Source organism: Paenibacillus sp. UASWS1643 (assembly GCF_008693195.1).
In the GTDB taxonomy this organism is placed as follows: Bacteria; Bacillota; Bacilli; order Paenibacillales; family Paenibacillaceae; genus Paenibacillus; species Paenibacillus amylolyticus_B.
Genome location: NZ_VXKZ01000115.1, coordinates 180,105 through 198,273, shown reverse-complemented (window position 1 = coordinate 198,273; position 18,169 = coordinate 180,105). Strand labels below are relative to the sequence as shown.

Here is an 18,169-nt window from a genome sequence, read left to right as displayed (position 1 = left end):
TCAGATGCGTTTCATCAATCTTGCAATGCTCTTATCCGACTCACGCAGCACAATACCACGATCAATTGTCTGAATCTTGCGATTCTTGAGTACAATGCTGCCATCGATAATAACGGTATCCACACAGCTACGTGTTGCAGAATAGACTACGCGAGAATAGACATCTGTCTCATATGAAGGGTAGGTGTGGAAATCATCCAGATCCAGCAGCAGCATATCTGCCTTTTTGCCCACTTCGAGACTGCCGATTTCCTTCGACAAGCCAAGCACCTCTGCACCACCCATGGTAGCCATGCGTAATACAGTCCGGGCATCCATCACTGTAGGGCCATGAGGAATCTTCTGCATCAGCGCTGTGAGGCGCATCTCCTGAAACATATCCAGATTGTTGTTACACGCCGCACCATCAGCCCCGATCCCAACCGCGATCTGACGATTCAGCAGATCCGGAATATCTGCTACTCCGGAGGAAAGCTTCATATTCGATCCAGGACAGTGAGTGACTTTGACACCGCGCTTGCGGATGATCTCCTTCTCTTCCTCACTCAGCCATACACAGTGGGCCAGCACCAATCTTGGGGTCGCCAGACCGATATGATCGAGGTATACGATGTTACGCATTCCGCGTTCGTGTTCTACCAGTTCGATCTCTCCGCGATTCTCGGAGGCATGGGTGTGGACTTTGACATGATATTTATTGGACAGATCACGTACCTCTACCAGCAACTCCTCGGTACACGATACAACGAAGCGTGGACAGAAAGCATATTGAATGCGACCTCCGCCAAACCCGTTCCATTTCTCCAACAGATCCACACTCTGTTGCAGCGAAGTTGCTGTATCCTCACGCAGAGGTTCCGGAACCTCGTCCCCATGATCCATCATCACTTTGCCCGAAATGATCCGGATACCGCTCTGTGCCATCGCCTGAAACGCAGAGTCCGTGTGATGTACCGTCTCCATATCCAGAATGGTCGTGGTTCCGCTGGAGATCAATTCGCCCAATCCGAGCATTGCTGAATAATACACGGACTCCTCATCATGCGCTGCTTCCAGCGGCCAGATACGTTGACGGAGCCAATCCATCAGTTCCAGATCGTCCGCACGTCCACGGAACAAGGTCTGACACAGATGAATATGCGTCTGGATGAAACCTGGCAACAGCACTTTGCCACGAGCATCAATGATTTGGTCAGCTTGCACGTCGATGTGCGTTGCAATCTCCTTGATTTTGTTATCCTCGATCAACAGATCTCCAATGAACACTTCTTCCTCTGCATTCATCGTCACAAGCTGTGCGCCTTTCAGCAGGATCGTCCCCATGCCAATCTCCCCTATCTGTGTCTGTCTATATCGTTCAACTCATACATACTTACACTTGCACTCCGATGACAAATTAACCTTCCGATCGCTGTCTGTTACCACCCAATAGCCATACCATCGCCTCTAGGGTCTGCTGCGCCACTAATCATGCCGTTCTCACGAATGACAATACCTTGCGACTGTCCCATAATACCATCCCATGGCGCTCTGGCTTCAACGTTATGTCCCCACTGGGCAAGGGTTGCACATACGTCATCATGATATCGGTTCTCCACACGCATCGTATCACCTTCTTCGCCCCAGGTACGTCCGTACACCCAACGCGGCAGGCTGATCGCTTCCTGAATGTTGAGCCCGTAATCAAGCACTCCGGTGAGCACCGATAATTGTGTCTGCGGCTGGCCTTCTCCTCCCTGTGTACCCACGAGCATATAAGGTTTGCCATCTCGTGTAACAAGGCCCGGCATGAGGGTATGGAATGAGCGTTTGTTCGGTTCCAGTACGTTGGCATCTCTCGGATCTAGGGAGAAAAACGACCCCCGATTCTGCATGATAACCCCCGTATCCCCTGGGACATACGCTGCACCGAAGTCAAAATACAGGCTTTGAATGAACGAAACGGCATTGCCTTCGCTATCAACAACTGCTGCATACGCCGTGTCCTGACCTATCGTTTTGGACAAAAAAGGCTGTGCCACAGGTGGAGCAGCCTGAATCTCATTCCACAATTGGTCTCCGTAACTCTTGGATAACAAGTGATCCAGCGGAATGTCCCTGAAATCCGGGTCTGTCAGATAACGGTCACGATCCCGAAACGCCTTTTTCACCACTTCCGCCATCAGATGATAGAATTCCGGTGAGGTACGTGCTACAGAGGACAGATCCGTATGCTCCAGCATATTTAACATCATCAGCATCGAGAATCCCTGCGAGTTGGGCGGTATCTGATAAACTTCATAGCCACGATACCCCGTACTGACCGGTTTCACCCACTCTCCACGATGCCCTGCAAAGTCCGCTGGTGCAAGCATGCCCCCATCCTCACGAATAGCCGAAGTCAGACGATCCGCAAGCTCACCTGTATAAAAAGTATCTCGTCCTCCCGTCTGAATCAGACGAATGGATGCAGCAAGATCAGGCTGAATCAGCAGTTCACCTTCCTGCAAAAGTGTACCCAAAGGCGCAAATACCGCTCGCAGCGGTGTATGCCCCATAATGAAATCTTCATCCCTTTCCATCCACAGTCGGAGATTCCGGGATACAGGGCATCCTTTTTCTGCATACTGCGCAGCAGGTTCAAGCAGTTGCTCCCACGGTAACTTACCGTACCGGGACCAAACTTCCCACCAGGCATCGACCATTCCCGGAACCGTGATAGCACTAAGTACACCGCGCTGAGGAATAGCACTCATACCCATCGCTTTGAACGTTTCCGCATGAATGCCTGCGGCTGAGCGGCCACTTCCGTTATAGGCGGTAATCTCACCACTGGCTCCGTCATGAATCAGGAAGAAGGCATCCCCGCCAAGTCCGGTCATATGCGGATATACCACGCCCAGTGCTGCACTGACCGCAACAGCAGCGTCATAAGCATTCCCGCCCTGCTGGAGGATGGAGCTTCCCACTGCACTCGCCAGATAATGAGGAGTAGTAACCATGACCTCTCTGGAGATTGGCATCTGATTTAACATAAAGCGCCCTCCTTCCCTACATACACATCCAATGCCGCCTGCACTGCTTCACCGGCAGGTAATACGTGACGATGACGGAGAAGAACTGCTTCCAGCGCTCCCAGCACATGAAGTACATTCTTGCGCTGGCAGCTGAATCCCATTGTACCGATCCGCCAGATTTGCCCTTTCAACGGGCCAAATGAACTGGCAATCTCAATGCTGAAATCGTTCAGCAACATGCTGCGCACTGACTCACCATCAATCCCTTCCGGAATAGTAATACAGGTGACCACCGGAAGTTTACTGGACCTATCCCCGTACAGTTGCAGTCCCATTCCCTGTATTCCAGCGACCAACGCACGTTCATTCACCAGATGTCTCTGGAACCTGGCCTCCAATCCTTCTTGCAGCAGAATACGTAATCCTTCGTGAAGACCGTAGAGCATGGAGGTGGCTTCTGTATGGTGGTTCAGCCTGGCCGAACTCCAGTAATCCTGCAATTGGCTCAGGTCAAAATAATTGCTGGCAATCGTGCGGCCTTCTGCCCGTGCACTGGTTGCATCTCGCAGTCCGCGTTCAACGGTTTTGCGGCTCATCAGTTTCTGTTCCACACGACTGTTGTACGTGAGAGGTGCCATCCCTGAAGGAACGGACAGGCATTTCTGTGTACCACCCATTACCGCATCCAGATGCCAGGCATCCGTCTCCACCGGCGTCCCGCCAATGGTAGCCACAGCATCCACAACGAGTAAAATATCAAGGTCGCGACAGGCTTTGCCAATCTCGGCAAGGGGCTGCATCTGACCGGTGGAAGTCTCACCGTGAACCATCGCAACCAGACTCGGTTTATGGGCATGAATCGCCTTGATCACTTCTTCCGGATCAAATACCGTTCCCCATTCCGTTTCAAAAAAAACAACCTCGGCACCACAGCGTTCCGAGATTTCAACCAGCAGATGTCCGAATCGTCCGTAGATCGGGACGAGAACTTTGTCACCGGGCTGAATCAGACTGACCAACACAGCTTCAATGCCTGAACGCGATGTGCCATCGACTGGATAACACCACTCGTTATCTGTCATATATAATTCTCGCAGCATTGCCATTGTCTCGTTCATCAAAGATGTGAACTCCGGGTCAAACTGCCCCAGGATCGGAAAGGATAATGCTCTAAGTACGCGTGGATCAACCTCAACGGGGCCCGGGGTCATAATGGTCCGCAAGGACGGAGATAACTCTTTATAGCTGGACATCTTCATTCAACTCCCGTAACCGTATTTATAGAGTAGCCGGACCAGAACCCGAAAACCGTGCATCAGATCTGCCTCAGCTGTATATTCAAGTGGATTATGACTGATACCGTCCTGACTCGGCACAAAAATCATGGCTGTTGGACAAGCCGGCTGAAAAATCTGCGAATCATGTCCCGCACCGCTTGGCATTAGCCAATAGGACAACTGCTCCTGCTCACAGGTATCTTGAATGTCCGAGATCATCTCTGCATTCATAGGAATGGGCGTCACCGACAGATGTTCTTCCCAGTCCAGTCCGAGCTGCTGCTCGGCTGCAATCCGACTAAAAGCCTGGAGCATATCCTGCCAGCAACGATCAATACTTTCCTGCCGGATATGGCGGATATCCAGTGAAAACACCGCCCGTGCTGCAACCACATTCCCAACACCCGGATCGGCTGTGATTCGCCCAACCGTGGCTACCAGCGGTTCTCCTGCTTCCAATGCGACATTCCTTACTGCAGTAATCATCTCGGCTGCTCCAGCAAGTGCATCCTTGCGCCAGGACATCGGCGTCGTCCCCGCGTGATTTGCTTCCCCGCTTACCGTAATACTGAACCGCTTCTGACCTACAATGTCGGATACAACTCCAATCGAATGTCCAAGACGTTCCAGAACCTGACCTTGCTCAATGTGAAGCTCAATAAAGGCACCGTAATTTTTCGCGGCAGGTCTATATGCACTATCAGTTCCAAAACCCGCATCCCGGATCGCTTGTGCAAATGTAACGCCGTCTTGATCCTTCAAATGCTCTACATCTTCCAGAGACGTTATTCCTGTTATACTCCGTGAGCCCCAATACGCAAAAGGAAAGCGACTTCCCTCTTCTTCGCATAACGAAACCACTTGAAGTGTGCGCTTCGGTGCTCCAAAATGCTTCTGCAAATACTCCAAAGCAAGGACACCCGCCACAACACCGTAAGCACCATCATATTTGCCACCGTGCACCACAGTATCCATATGTGATCCGGTCACAATCGGTAATTCTTCAGCACCAGTCGCTGATCCCTTACCCTCGCCCTCCAGTGTGCCATACAGATTACCGGACTGGTCGAACTCGGGAGACAGCCCTTTTTCCTGCATTTTGGCAGCAAGGGCACCTTGTGCTTCACACCAAGCCGAGTCATACAACAGTCGTGTGACGCCGCCCTGTGCATCCGCACCATATGTCGACAGCCAGTCAAGCATGGCTTGCAGCTCCACCTGTTCCACATTTGGCAAAGGAAGCGGTGCGTTATTGGTACCGGATGACCGGTATACTCCAGACTCCGTCATGGCGTCTCCTCCGTTCCCGCTTCAATGGGACTAGAAGAATAAGCCGCAATGTGTTGCCCGATAGGAACAGGAGATAACCCGGATTCCGAGTTGTAGACGCGCTGCCCACGACAGAATACGTCTGCAATCTGACAGTTAAATGTACGTCCCACATAGGGGCTCTGTTTATGCGTATAGAGCAGATCCTCTGTGTCCAGGGTTGTGCAGTTCTCCCAGTCAATCAGGACCAGATCGGCATCCTTGCCAATCGCAATCTCTCCTTTGTTCTCCAGACCAAGCCTTCTGGCAGGTTGCAGGGAAAGCACTCTTCCGAGCAACGGGAGGTCGATATTACGCTGAAGATGTCCGTCCTCCAGCATAATTAATAATGTGCTTTGTGCCCCGGATATACCGCCCCAGATTTCAAAGAAGTTATCCGATTGTTTCATGGATGGCGGACATGGAGAATGGTCTGAGGCAATAACATCAATCAATCCCGAAGTCAGTGCATCCCATAACTGCTCCTGTTCGGAAGAGCTGCGAAGCGGTGGAGCACATTTTGCTACAGCACCCAATCGAACCACATCCTGATCGGTCAGCGTCAGATAATGAGGACATGTCTCTGAAGTTACGTCTTGCCCACGCCGTTTGGCTGCTGCAATCAGATCCAGCGCTTCCCGGGTGCTAATATGCACAAAATGCAGCGCACACCCGGTCTGTTCGCCGTATTTCAACGCTCGGGCAACCGCGACGACTTCAGCTTCCACAGGACGAGACCGGATATAATCCATCGGTTCCGTCTTACCCTCTGCGATGCTTCTCGCACCGAGTTCGGCAACGATGCCTTCGTCCTCTGCGTGAAGTGCCAGCACACGGTTTAATTTGGCAATTTCATGCATCCCGTCCAATAGCGTATGGTCATCAGCTCTGGCAAAGATATCTTCCCCTTCTCCACCCGGCTCAGACATAAACGCCTTGAATCCGGCAGCACCCAGCCGTGACAGTGGAGCAAGTTCCTCACGGTTGCCGGGAACCAAACCTCCCCAGAACACATAATCAACATAGGATTGGTCTGCGGCTGCTTTCTTTTTCATCTCCCATGCTTCCGGCCTTGTGGTTGGAGGTACGCCGTTAAGCGGCATATCGACGTAGGTCGTGATTCCCCCAGCGGCAAGAGATGCCGATCCAGACCTAAATCCCTCCCAACTGGCGAGTCCAGGTTCATTGAAGTGTACATGAATGTCCACGACACCCGGCATCACTGTAAGGCCCTCAGCTTCTATGACCCAAGTCGCTTCGCCAGCGGTCAGCCGTGTGGATATATCTGTTATTTTTTCACCAGTAATGCCAATATCCAGTTGTTCTACCCGATCTCTCAGCACCACCCGGGCCCCCCGGATGATGGTATTAAATATTGTCATGTGGATGACCCTCCCCCTGAATCAGAACCGGATGTGTGCATATTCAGCTTCCCCGGTATGTACTGTAACCTCCTGGAGCAATCAATAACGGTATATGGTAATGGCTTGAGGCATCAGATACAGCAAAACGAATCGGAACAATCGTCCATAATGCCTGCCCCAACTCCTCCAACGAACGTTGTGCGTAATAACTCTCGACATGGAATTGAAGCTCATATATGGCTGGCTCCAACTTGCCTCCATCCAGCAGCGGTGCATCCAAACGCCCATCCGCATTGGTCACCGACTCTGCCACTTTTGTCTTGCTTTCCTGTTCTCCATCCCTCTTCAGGGTATACAGCTCGATCCGAACACCCGTAGCAGGCACGCCTTTGGATGTATCCAGCACATGTGTTGTAATTCGTCCACCAGATATCGACATCAGACGTCACCTTCTTTCCCGGAGTCATGGCCGTCTGTTCCTAGATCATCCCTTGTCATCGAGAAACCCTGGAATCCATATGGTGGCCTCGGCTCGGTAAATACTTTGCCTTCTCCCTCTTTCACTTCCTCCAGCACTGTCTCCCATGTCCGATTGTTGGATTCAAATGAAACCTCACTCAGTTGCTCAAATCGACTTAACAACCTTCGTCCCATCTGGTAGATCAGATGTTGAATGGAAGCGGATCGACACTCATGAAATACCGCAGCAGCCAAATCTCTGACCTGTTCCGCCGCTACATACCGTCCACGCTGATCGTCCATGCCATCTCTCGGATCTTCATAACGCCAATTGATGTTCAGGAAAATAAATAACGGTCGATCCCATGTCTCTGGAAGAGTGGTATATTCGTCCTGCATAAATCCGGCAAATTCACTGCCTTTGACCTTGATCAGTCTGAGATCGGCTACTCCACTGAAATGGTTGCTGAGTTCAATCGAGTCTCCTGATCGTTCTGCTTCCACGGCAGCTGTCGCACGATCATTCTGCGAATAACGAAATACGAGCGCACTCGGTCGATAACTCCCTTCTAATCCAATGGGTATATCTTCAAACGGAATCTGGTCCGCTGTCATCTGAACCTTGCTCATCTGCGGATACGTCTCCAGAAAACGCCGACTTACCAACGCAAGGAATCCTTCCACCGTCGCCCCTGTGTAATCCGCTGCATGTTTGAGAATGAAATTTTTCATCGAATCGGTTGCGACCACCAGCGAATTGTCCCCTTCTGCAAAAGAAGGCAAGAATTCATCACCCTGCACAGCGACCTTAATGTTTAATCCAAACAGAATATTGCTGCGCCCCATAAAAGGAGATTCCGGAATGGACTGTATACCGGTCAACGGTTTGGCGTAGGAACGGTACATCCACACATCCCCTTTGCCGTAATACATAGTCCGCTGCTGCACTGCGGCTGGCTTGCTCACGAACTCATGTTCATGACCGATCTGTGCGAGCCACTGCTCCAAACGAATGCCCGCTATCTTGAATACTTCCTTTAATGCAGTTTCGAATTCTTCTTCCCTGCCTCGTCGATGACGTTGCCTCATGGATTCGAGGATGGAGCTTGCGGTATGGCCTTTTACGGCCAATATGAAAGGAAAGCCAAATTGGCTTGTATATGCTTTGTTTAGTTGTTGAAGTTCGTTATATTGTTCTTTTGAGAGTGAATCAAGCCCTGCACCAGCTTGCTCCTGAACGGAGTTGCTGCTCATGCTGATTCGGGCTCCAAGATCCGGGTGATTACGAAGCAACTGCAACTTCACCTGGTCATCCGATGCCTGAACCGCGTTTTTCATTACTTTCATCATCTGTTCAAATGAATCAAAAGGTCGTAAAAGCCCGGCACGCTCAGCCACCCATGGTGATTCCTCAAATAAGCCGCCAAACGTATGCACAAACTGTGTGATAGACCAGTTGTTAACAAGTTTAATTAAGTCGCTCATGTTAGAACCTCCGGTCTGTTGTGGATTATTGTTTTTCATTCTAAGTGCCGTTCAATGTCGCGACAACAATATTTACGCAATTTTGTAATATAACATAACATCAGAGTTGTGATTTGTTTGTTGTGCACGGGAAGATCAGCTTTTGTGGTCCTTAAACATGAATAAACCGCACCCCATCAAGGGAATGCGGTTCTTGGGGATCTAACCAGGCATTGTCTTGTTGCACAATGTGCGGTCTAGAGTTGGACATTGTGCGGTCTTGCAGCTGCTTTGTCCCGCACAAACTTGCGGAAGGTAAATACCAGCTTTAATTTAAGCAGATCATTCGTTTTCTTAAAGTCCATTTGTAGCATGCTGCCGACTTTCTCCATCCGATAAGTGACTGTGTTGCGATGCACAAACAGCTGCTTGGCAGCTTCATTGATCAGCCCATCATTCTCGATAAAGGACTCCAATGTATTCATCAATACCTGATTGGGATCACCATCCCTGGCAAGTAGTGGTTCGAGTACTTTATTGCAGTAGTTCTCCATGATGTTATCCGGTACGTGTTGGAACACATAGGCAAATTCGAGCATTTCAAATTGCAACGCACGGTCTTTCATGCCGAACCGACGAGCCAGTTGTCGAGTATCCAGACACTCCTGGTATGCTTCACGGAGCGATTTAGGTTCATGTTTCATCTTGCTGATCCAGAAACGCGGAGCTGGTGCCCCTTTCGCTTCTTGTGCTGCCAGTACATCACCGAAACGGCTCAAGAGAAAACTTGACAGCTCCTCTCCATAATCTCGCCCTGTTGGGCAGGTGTAGATGGACAGAATGCCATCCTCAATCTGAAAATGCTGTGAGGCCGTGAATTGCATCAGCGGATTGTACTGCAATTCGCGATGAATCTGTTTAAGCAGCTTCCCCTCGGCAAACAGAGTCGGCTCAAGCGTAATCAGTACGCACTGATAGGTTCCCTGGAATAAATGTATACCTTTGTTTTCACTCAAAGTGGTCAATTCCTGGATGGTCATTTTGTTATCCAGATACTGTGAAAGCAGTGTACGCATCTCATCTTGTACAGTCGGATTAATATGCTCGCGATAAGTCATATCCATATAAAATGCCAGTACATCGGCAGCCTGCTGAAACAGCTCTTCCTCCGCACGAAGGGATAAAGCTGAATCGGTAAACACAAGCAACGATCCGTATTCTTCATCATTTTGCTTGATGGGTACACGGTGACAACTTCCCTGATTCCATTTCACTCGGTGCATGACGGATTTCCAAGGCCAGCCCTGTGTTACAGCATCTCCCGCAATGCCTTCACTACCATAAAGCACATGCCCACGAGAACCAATGACGGCAAGCGGATAGTTCAGCACCGTGGCAAGTTCGGCAAACACATTCCGATGTGGCTGCTGTTGCAGTGCAAACTGCATTAATTTCTTTTGCTTCTGCACAACCTCATGCAGCAATCGGTTACTGCGTTCATGTTCAGCCTTGAACAAGGCATTCATCTGGTCCGAGAAAGTGAATTGAAAGGGGAGCTCAAGCAACGGTAAACGAAGCCGATCAGCTTCCTCGACAATACCTTGGGGAATGGACTGCCAGAAACGTCCCAGTTTGATACCGAGTCCTGCACAGCCGCGTTCATTCAAACGTCGCATCAAACGTAGTGCATCCGTCTCACTGTCTTTCATAATAAAAGCGGTGGTGAACAACATTTCTCCGGATTTGATCCAATCCGCGATATCAGGAGCGTCCATGACATTAACGGATTTCATCATCCGTGAAGTCCCTTCTCCACCCGCAACCAGTTTGGCCTCGGACAATGGGTATACCTGTAAAGCCTCTTTAACCGTAAGTTGCATGGACACTACCTCCCATATATATAACACATAATCGTGTTATTTTCGTTTCCACAGAATTTATTCTGGATTACATTCCTAATTAAATCTATATTCATCCATTTAATTCTGTTTGTTGTTAAGTATTATAACATCATTCTTTCCGATAAAGCTTACACGACAAAAAAATAAAACCTATGACCTAATTACAGCGCACTTCCCTGTAATGGGCATAGGTTTTATTAAAATTATTATGATCCACATAAGTTGAAGTAATCCATTTACACGATAACGGAGAGGGCAGAAAAAACCTGAAAAAGCGAAGCGTTCGCCTTTATCCCCGGATTTTCCCCTTTAAAAAAGGGAATCGAAAAAATCTGGGGATAACAGCGATTGGAGGGTTGTTCTGTCATCGTAGTGTCAGTGTAAATAACTTTTAGTTCAACTACGATCAGATTTCCATGGTTTCGTGATTCATCCATAATTTCATACGGGATAATACGTCTTTGATATTCAGTGGTTTGCTGAGATAGTCCGAAGCACCTGCTGCAATACATTTCTCCCGATCCTCTTTCATGGCCTTGGCTGTCAGCGCAATAATCGGAAGCTGAGTCAGACCAAGTCGTTCACGGATCTGGCGAGTTGTCTCATAACCATCCAGTTCCGGCATCATAATATCCATCATGATGATATCAGGCTTGACTCCTCCACGCTCCAACAATTCCAGACACTCGTACCCGTTCTGCGCTGAAATGACATTCATACCGTATTGCTCAAGAGCGTTAGCCAGCGCATATACATTTCGTATATCATCATCAACGACAAGTACTTGGCGTCCGCTGAGCAACGCTTCTTCCAGAGGTGTCAATAAAACATCCGATTGTTCGGAAGTTATTGAAGGAAGCTTATTGACCTCAGGTGTGGTGGTAGCCACCTCATTCAGGAACAACCGCGATGCATTCATAGTCTCAGGTTCATCTCTTCGCAGTGGCAGGAACAGCGTGAACACACTGCCATGTCCTTCACGACTTGTTGCCGAGATTGAACCACCCAGCAAAGTCGCAAGCGATTGAGAGATCGACAGCCCAAGTCCCGTTCCGCCATATTTACGTGCCGTAGCCCCATCCGCCTGTTTGAATGCATCAAAGATCTGTAGAAGTTTGTTTTCCGCAATGCCAATCCCTGTATCACTGACGGAGAAAGCAATCACGTCGGTCTCTTGGTCTTTCAATTCAGGATGAGCCAGACTCATTTTGGAGATGGTTAAGGCAACTTCACCCTCACTCGTGAACTTGAATGCGTTCGAGAGCAGATTTCGGAGAATCTGGTGCAATCTCATCTCATCCGTCACGATGGTTTCCGGTAAAGGACTTTGGAGCTGAATCCGGAAATCTATTTTTTTCTGTTCCGCTGTTTTCAGGAAATACTGGTTCATGACTTCAGGCAGACTACCCAGATAGACATCATCAAAATCCACTTCCATCTGCCCGGCCTCCACCTTCGATAGGTCAAGAATATCATTGATCAGATTCAGTAGGTCTTTTCCTGATTTGTGAATGACTGAAGCATAGTTCTGCTCTTCACTATTCAAGTGTTGATTTTTATTTTCAGACAATATCTCAGACAAAATCAACATGCTGTTAAGCGGTGTCCGCAATTCATGGGACATGTTCGCCAAGAATTCGGATTTGTACCCCGAGCTTGTTCGTAACTGATCTGCCACAACTGCAAGTTCATCGGCTGATGTCTCAGCAGCGCTCTTCTGTATTTCCAAGCGTTCATTAAGCATATGAAGTTCTTCGGTCTGCATTTGCAGTTCCTCCGTCTGAGACAGCATTTCTTCGGTCTGAGACTGAAGTTTCTCCGATTGTGCCTGTAACTCTTCATTCAGAACTTGTGACTCATCATATAACTGCTGTAATTCCATGCGAGTGACAGTCGAGTGTAAAGAAACACCAAAAATGTCCGTCAGTTCTTGCATCAGCCTCATATCATTCTCTTGCAATGGCTTCATTGAAGCAAGCTCAATGACCGCAATCGTTCTGCCTTCGAAGAGGACCGGTACTACGGTAAGTGATGTGGCAGATGTATATCCGAGACCCGAAGAGATTCGAATATAGTTCTGTGGCAAATCATTCATGCGCAAGACTCGCTTCTCCACAGCACTTTGACCTACCAGCCCCTCACCCGGGGCCAGCGACACTTTACCGAGCGAACGTTCTTTCTCTCCATCCGCAGCATATGCAGCCACGCGTAGCAGTCGATTGTCTTTCCAGTAATATAAGACGCTATAGGGAACTTCAAACAACATGGCAAGCTCGCTCAGGAACAAGCGTGACAATCCCTCCAGATTGGTCGGGTTCTGTAAGAGTGTCGCAATGCCTGTGATCTGGTCCTTGACCCGATTCTGTTCCTGTACTTCATCCAGTAATTTGTTGGTTTCGTGACCCAGGTCCCCCACTTCATCATGTGTCCGCACCTGAATTCGCTGCTTCAGGTTTCCACCTTTGGAGATATCACTGATCGTCTGCATAACATCTCGCAACGTTTTGACGATATTTCCTGATATCACAATCGCAGCTGCAATGGATAACGCTGCAATAATCCCCCACAGCGTATACATAATCGTCAACAGCGTGGAGCTGCGTCTGGCAAGTTCAGTAACCCTCGCCTCGGTCAGCGCGATCTCTGTGTTACGGAAGGTTGTAAGTTGAGAGCGCAGTAGATCCATTTCAGTTTTACCCGGATCAGATTGAAAGAATGCAACAACTTTGGCTTGGTCCCCTTGCTTTTTCAACTCCACCAACGGCTCCCCAGCAATCTCGATCCAGCGCGTAATATGAGCTTTGATGCTTTGCAGACTCTGCTGCTGCGAAGGATTGTCACTAATGAGAGCATTCAACTGATCATAGTTGGAACTCCACTGGGATAGGCCTTGGGAATAAGGCTCCAAGTAACTCTCATTGCCTGTAATCATGAATCCACGCTGTCCTGTCTCCATGTTTAAGACATTTTTTTCAATCGCGTTGGTCAGATTATGTACCTCCAGATCATGATGAGAGATAAAATCATTTTCCTTCTGTAACACATTAATTTGGGCCGTAAGCACTAGCAGAACAACTCCAAATAAAAGCACAACCACAAGATAGCCCAATAGAATTTTGGAGCGTATCGTAAATCTTCTCGTTTTTGACAACGCGGAAACCTCCAAATATATACGAATCCCATTCAATTATATTAAAACTGGTGCATATGTAGTTTATATGGATACGTATAGTCTGACAAGCTTTAAGTTCATCGGTAAGCATAAGAAAAACGACCTGCTTATGCAGGTCGTCCTCTTCATTGATCCATACTGCTCATTTTGACTGAATTTAGGCCTTTGGAGCGATCATTTTGGCTGGATCGACATATTGATCAAATTGCTCTTCGGTAAGCAGGCCCGTTTGTAACGTCGCCTGTTTCAAAGACAAACCTTCTTTATGCGCAAGTTTCGCAATTTTGGCTGCATTTTCATAACCAATATGCGGGTTGAGCGCAGTAACCAGCATGAGCGAATTGTTCAGATTATGTTCAATCTGATCCAGGTTAGGCTCAATGCCTACGGCACACTTGTCATTAAACGCAATAATGGAGTCCGCCAGCAGTTGCACGGATTGCAAGAAGTTATAGATGATAACCGGTTTGAATACATTCAGTTCAAAATTACCCTGACTTGCCGCGAAACCAATCGCTGCATCATTACCCATGACCTGCGTAACCACCATTGTAATGGCCTCACTCTGAGTTGGGTTGACTTTACCTGGCATAATGGAGCTGCCTGGCTCATTCTCAGGAATACGGATCTCGCCCAATCCACTACGAGGACCACTGGCCAACCAGCGGACATCATTGGCAATTTTCATCAAATCAGCTGCAAGCGCTTTAACTGCACCGTGCGCATATACAACTTCATCATGACTTGTAAGGGCGTGGAATTTGTTTGGTGCAGATACAAAATCTTTCCCCGTATGTTTGCCAATCTCCTTGGCAGTGAAGTCCCCAAAGTCCGGATGAGCATTGATGCCCGTTCCGACAGCTGTACCGCCGATCGCAAGCTCCTTCAGGTACTGTACACTTTCACGGATCATACGCTCACTCTTGCCCAGCATGGCTTCCCAACCACTGATCTCCTGGCCAAGCGTAATTGGTGTTGCATCCTGAAGGTGGGTACGTCCAATCTTGATAATATCCTTGAATGCCTCCGACTTGTCTGCAAAAGTGGCTTTTAATACCGCAATTGCCGGCAAGAGTTGATCCTCAACAGCCAGAACACCTGCAACATGCAGAGCCGTTGGGAATGTATCGTTGGAGCTCTGGGACATATTCACGTCATCATTCGGATGCAGACGCTCTTCCTTGCCCTTTTGCTCAAGCAGTTGGTTCCCCAGATTCGCAATCACTTCGTTCACGTTCATATTGGATTGTGTTCCGCTACCAGTCTGCCACACTACCAATGGGAAATGGTCATCAATCCGGCCTGCAATAATCTCGTCTGCTGCATAAGCAATAGCATCGGACTTAGCCGCAGATAATTTACCTAATTTATGGTTACTGGCCGCAGCACTTTTTTTCAAAATGGCAAGTGCTCGGATAACTTCCATCGGCATATGTTCACTGCCAATCGGGAAGTTCTCCTTGCTGCGCTGCGTCTGAGCTCCCCACAGCCTGTCGGCTGGTACTTTCATTTCGCCTAACGTATCTCTCTCAATGCGGTATTCCACTTGCTTGTCCTCCTCCAAAAAGATGGTTTGGGTCTCTACAAAGCTTGTGTATCTCGTCATATTATACATGATTTACGAGCAGGTTTTCACCTTTTCGACAAAATTGTAAGCGTAGCGCAAAATGAACTTGATTTATTTTTGTGACGCAATTGGATACAATCGGCTGCTCTGTTCGAATAGTTCACCTGGTTTCAGACCGACCAATCCGATTTCTTCTGCCGGAATGCCTTTAACATTAGGAGCGTTAACCAGGTTCATCTGTGGTTCAGGACAGAAGAATTCGCCACCCATGTTATTGTTCCAGATCATCCAGTGTTTGTACGAAGTACCCACATCGTATACCAGTTTGTCTCCAGTACGGTGATCCGTAAGTTCCATATAGTTACGTCCATTCTGCGGCTCCGCAGTGTAATGATTATCCATGGCAGCAAAGAACGGACTAACCCCGTCTTTTTTCAATTGTTCTTCCTCAGGTGTAAGCGGTTGAAATTGTCCTGTTGGCAGAGAACGCTCATTCAATTCACGACGTTGTCCAATCGTAACTTTGGCCGTGTAATCCGAGGCCTGACTGTCCGGTGCAAAAGGTACAGCAATCGCCGTGTGGAATGCAAACAAATTCGGCATATATTCAGTCCCGTTGTTGCGGACGATCAATTGTTGCTGAAGTCCTTGGCTACTCAAAGAGTAACGGAGCGTCACTGTGAACGTAAACGGCAGGTACTGATGGAATGTATGCCCTTCTTTCACGTCCTGGCTAAGCAACACATAACTCTCCAGCTGATCCGATCCGTATCCCTCAACCTTCCACTCGGCATCATGCAAAAATCCATGCAAATGGTTACCTGTAGCCGGTTCGTTCACAGGCAACTGATAAACTTTACCATTCCAGGGGAAACGTCCATCCTCATAACGGTTTGGTGGAGAAAGAATCGGAATTCCATAGACCGCAGGTGCAGCCATAAATTCATCCATCTGATCCTGATTCGGCTCTCTCAAATAACGGAAACCCTTTTCTGTATCACGGAAAGCAACGAGGTTGGCACCCACGCTTGGAATAACTGCCGCTTCAAACTGATTAAAACGAAGCCAAACGGCCGGGATCCCTCCAAATTGTTCTTCAAATGCTGCATTTTGCTGTGTCATCGTTATATGTACCTCCTGCATACTAAGGTTATATTATACGGCTCGACTATATCATGCCCGAGCGCAAAATACCAATCTATGATAGAGAACAAATTCATAATAGAAAGACAAAAAGACAGGAAAAAGACAGCTGCAATACGTTACGGCTGTCTCTGCTGTCTTTCATATGATGGTTCAATTAATCCACATATTTGCCGTGATCCGGCATAGCGCTCTCTTCAAAGTCCAGATCAAGCCGCTTCAAGGATTCACTCAGCATATCTCCGCTCAAGGCATGCCCATGCCCGGTAATCGCAAGTTTCGGCTCCAGATGCCTTATATGCTGTACAGATTGATGAGCAGCCTGCCAATCGGTTGTAAAATAGGAAGGCGGGCCATGCAACTGTTTGTCCTGAAGCAACACACTCCACAGCGACTCCTGCTTCACTGTGATGATCGCGTCTCCCGCAATTAACAAACGGTCTGCTTCCCGAAACAGCGACACATGTCCAGGCGTATGACCTGGCGTGTGAACCCACTCCCATCCTGATAGACCTGGAACGGAATGATCTTTGGGTAAACTGAATATCCGATCATCCAGATTGATTGCCTCATTAGGATAAGCGAATGACAACCTGGACATTAAACCTCCACCTACAGAAGGATCCGCTGGCGGGTAATCTTTTAACCCCGTTAAATACGGAATTTCAAGCGGATGAGCATACACTGGCACACCCCAGAATTGTTCCAGCTCAATAACGGTTCCAACATGGTCGAAGTGACCATGCGTCAATATGATCGCAGATGGCGGACCTTGAAATCGTTCTGTTGCAACCTGAACAATATGATCTGTGAACCTCGCCATTCCGGTGTCCACGAGGACCCAGTTCCTGCTTCCTGGCTCTCCGATGAACACGACATTAACGAATAGTGTACGTAGACTGAGAATATCGGGCGCGACTTCTTCAAGTCCCGTCAACCCTTCTGTAATCAGATTGTCAGATGCCATTCACGGTTACCTCCCATTAGGCGGATTGTCTCTCTGGTTCCATTCATCTCGTAGACTTCCCTTTTCTGGATCATCTATTCAACATTTCCAATAAAATAGACGGTATACACCCTGTTTCGGGCATACACCGTCTAGTATAGTCATCGACACAACACAATAGAACAAGAACATCTCGGCTAGTTAAGCCGGAAATGCCTCCAAAGCAGCATCGAGCAATTGATTGTACAGATCGTCATCATTTTCAAGCAACTCGTCCATACGCAGTAACTCTTCTTCATCACCGGATTGCTCCGTGAAATGCAAGCTATAGTCCCAATCTTTTCCGTTCTTGCTCATGAAGGTAATCTCATATACTGACTTTTCGCCTTCTGTGCGGTAAACGGTATTTCCCACGTATCCTTTTTCACCTTCACGGCGCATTTCAGCACTTATAATTTCAATATTCACAATCATTCTCTCCTTTAATCTTTCATCTACAGTCGGTCTCCAACATTTCTGGTAAACCTAGTTTGGTAATTATTATTGGTTAATTGTACAATATATAACGTAGC

Annotated in this window: 13 protein-coding genes; all 13 read right to left on the bottom strand. The window is 48.3% G+C overall.

The genetic code is table 11. The features are described from left to right. The 13 genes from FE296_RS25545 to FE296_RS25485 all read right to left on the bottom strand — a co-directional run bounded on the left by FE296_RS25545 (position 1) and on the right by FE296_RS25485 (position 18,071). Positions 1 to 1,323, bottom strand: a complete 1,323-nt coding sequence (locus FE296_RS25545; protein ID WP_124115182.1) for a 5'-deoxyadenosine deaminase — start codon at positions 1,321 to 1,323, stop codon at positions 1 to 3. A gap of 95 nt (positions 1,324 to 1,418) precedes the next feature. After that, positions 1,419 to 3,014: a gamma-glutamyltransferase gene (ggt, locus tag FE296_RS25540; RefSeq protein ID WP_124115183.1), complete on the bottom strand. Its 1,596-nt coding sequence runs from the start codon at positions 3,012 to 3,014 to the stop codon at positions 1,419 to 1,421. Then, the gene (locus FE296_RS25535) at positions 3,008 to 4,249 is read right to left on the bottom strand and encodes a pyridoxal-phosphate-dependent aminotransferase family protein (RefSeq protein ID WP_150366758.1); all 1,242 of its coding nucleotides are present in this window, start codon (positions 4,247 to 4,249) and stop codon (positions 3,008 to 3,010) included. The genes ggt and FE296_RS25535 overlap by 7 nt, the downstream gene beginning before the upstream one ends. Before the next feature lie 6 nt (positions 4,250 to 4,255). Next, entirely contained in the window at positions 4,256 to 5,563 is a 1,308-nt protein-coding gene (locus tag FE296_RS25530) for a M20 family metallo-hydrolase (protein ID WP_150366757.1), read from the bottom strand. After that, a complete protein-coding gene (allB, locus tag FE296_RS25525; protein WP_150366756.1) occupies positions 5,560 to 6,963 on the bottom strand; it encodes an allantoinase AllB in 1,404 nt (467 codons plus the stop codon). The genes FE296_RS25530 and allB overlap by 4 nt, the downstream gene beginning before the upstream one ends. Before the next feature lie 43 nt (positions 6,964 to 7,006). Continuing rightward, positions 7,007 to 7,384, bottom strand: a complete 378-nt coding sequence (uraH, locus tag FE296_RS25520; protein WP_150366755.1) for a hydroxyisourate hydrolase — start codon at positions 7,382 to 7,384, stop codon at positions 7,007 to 7,009. After that, the gene (pucL, locus tag FE296_RS25515; RefSeq protein ID WP_124115188.1) at positions 7,384 to 8,889 is read right to left on the bottom strand and encodes a factor-independent urate hydroxylase; all 1,506 of its coding nucleotides are present in this window, start codon (positions 8,887 to 8,889) and stop codon (positions 7,384 to 7,386) included. Before pucL ends, uraH begins: the two co-directional genes overlap by 1 nt. 236 nt (positions 8,890 to 9,125) lie before the next feature. Next, the gene (locus FE296_RS25510) at positions 9,126 to 10,748 is read right to left on the bottom strand and encodes a PucR family transcriptional regulator (protein ID WP_150366754.1); all 1,623 of its coding nucleotides are present in this window, start codon (positions 10,746 to 10,748) and stop codon (positions 9,126 to 9,128) included. A 427-nt stretch (positions 10,749 to 11,175) separates the two neighbouring features. After that, entirely contained in the window at positions 11,176 to 13,920 is a 2,745-nt protein-coding gene (locus FE296_RS25505) for a CHASE3 domain-containing protein (RefSeq protein ID WP_223869029.1), read from the bottom strand. A 178-nt stretch (positions 13,921 to 14,098) separates the two neighbouring features. Further along, on the bottom strand, positions 14,099 to 15,487 hold the full coding sequence (gene fumC / locus FE296_RS25500) for a class II fumarate hydratase (RefSeq protein ID WP_074095411.1): 1,389 nt from the start codon (positions 15,485 to 15,487) through the stop codon (positions 14,099 to 14,101). 132 nt (positions 15,488 to 15,619) lie between these two features. After that, a complete protein-coding gene (locus FE296_RS25495) occupies positions 15,620 to 16,630 on the bottom strand; it encodes an aldose 1-epimerase (RefSeq protein ID WP_150366753.1) in 1,011 nt (336 codons plus the stop codon). A gap of 178 nt (positions 16,631 to 16,808) precedes the next feature. Further along, complete coding sequence (locus FE296_RS25490; protein WP_150366752.1) at positions 16,809 to 17,618, bottom strand: MBL fold metallo-hydrolase; 810 nt, start codon at positions 17,616 to 17,618, stop codon at positions 16,809 to 16,811. Between the two features lie 180 nt (positions 17,619 to 17,798). Next, complete coding sequence (locus tag FE296_RS25485; RefSeq protein WP_047843332.1) at positions 17,799 to 18,071, bottom strand: hypothetical protein; 273 nt, start codon at positions 18,069 to 18,071, stop codon at positions 17,799 to 17,801. Between the last annotated feature and the right edge of the window lie 98 nt (positions 18,072 to 18,169).

Coding starts and splice junctions, on each gene's coding strand:
- FE296_RS25545 (WP_124115182.1), bottom strand. CDS start 1,323: ATGGGGACGATCCTGCTGAAAGGCGCACAGCTTGTGACGATGAATGCA.
- ggt (WP_124115183.1), bottom strand. CDS start 3,014: ATGTTAAATCAGATGCCAATCTCCAGAGAGGTCATGGTTACTACTCCT.
- FE296_RS25535 (WP_150366758.1), bottom strand. CDS start 4,249: ATGTCCAGCTATAAAGAGTTATCTCCGTCCTTGCGGACCATTATGACC.
- FE296_RS25530 (WP_150366757.1), bottom strand. CDS start 5,563: ATGACGGAGTCTGGAGTATACCGGTCATCCGGTACCAATAACGCACCG.
- allB (WP_150366756.1), bottom strand. CDS start 6,963: ATGACAATATTTAATACCATCATCCGGGGGGCCCGGGTGGTGCTGAGA.
- uraH (WP_150366755.1), bottom strand. CDS start 7,384: ATGTCGATATCTGGTGGACGAATTACAACACATGTGCTGGATACATCC.
- pucL (WP_124115188.1), bottom strand. CDS start 8,889: ATGAGCGACTTAATTAAACTTGTTAACAACTGGTCTATCACACAGTTT.
- FE296_RS25510 (WP_150366754.1), bottom strand. CDS start 10,748: ATGCAACTTACGGTTAAAGAGGCTTTACAGGTATACCCATTGTCCGAG.
- FE296_RS25495 (WP_150366753.1), bottom strand. CDS start 16,630: ATGACACAGCAAAATGCAGCATTTGAAGAACAATTTGGAGGGATCCCG.
- FE296_RS25490 (WP_150366752.1), bottom strand. CDS start 17,618: ATGGCATCTGACAATCTGATTACAGAAGGGTTGACGGGACTTGAAGAA.
- FE296_RS25485 (WP_047843332.1), bottom strand. CDS start 18,071: ATGATTGTGAATATTGAAATTATAAGTGCTGAAATGCGCCGTGAAGGT.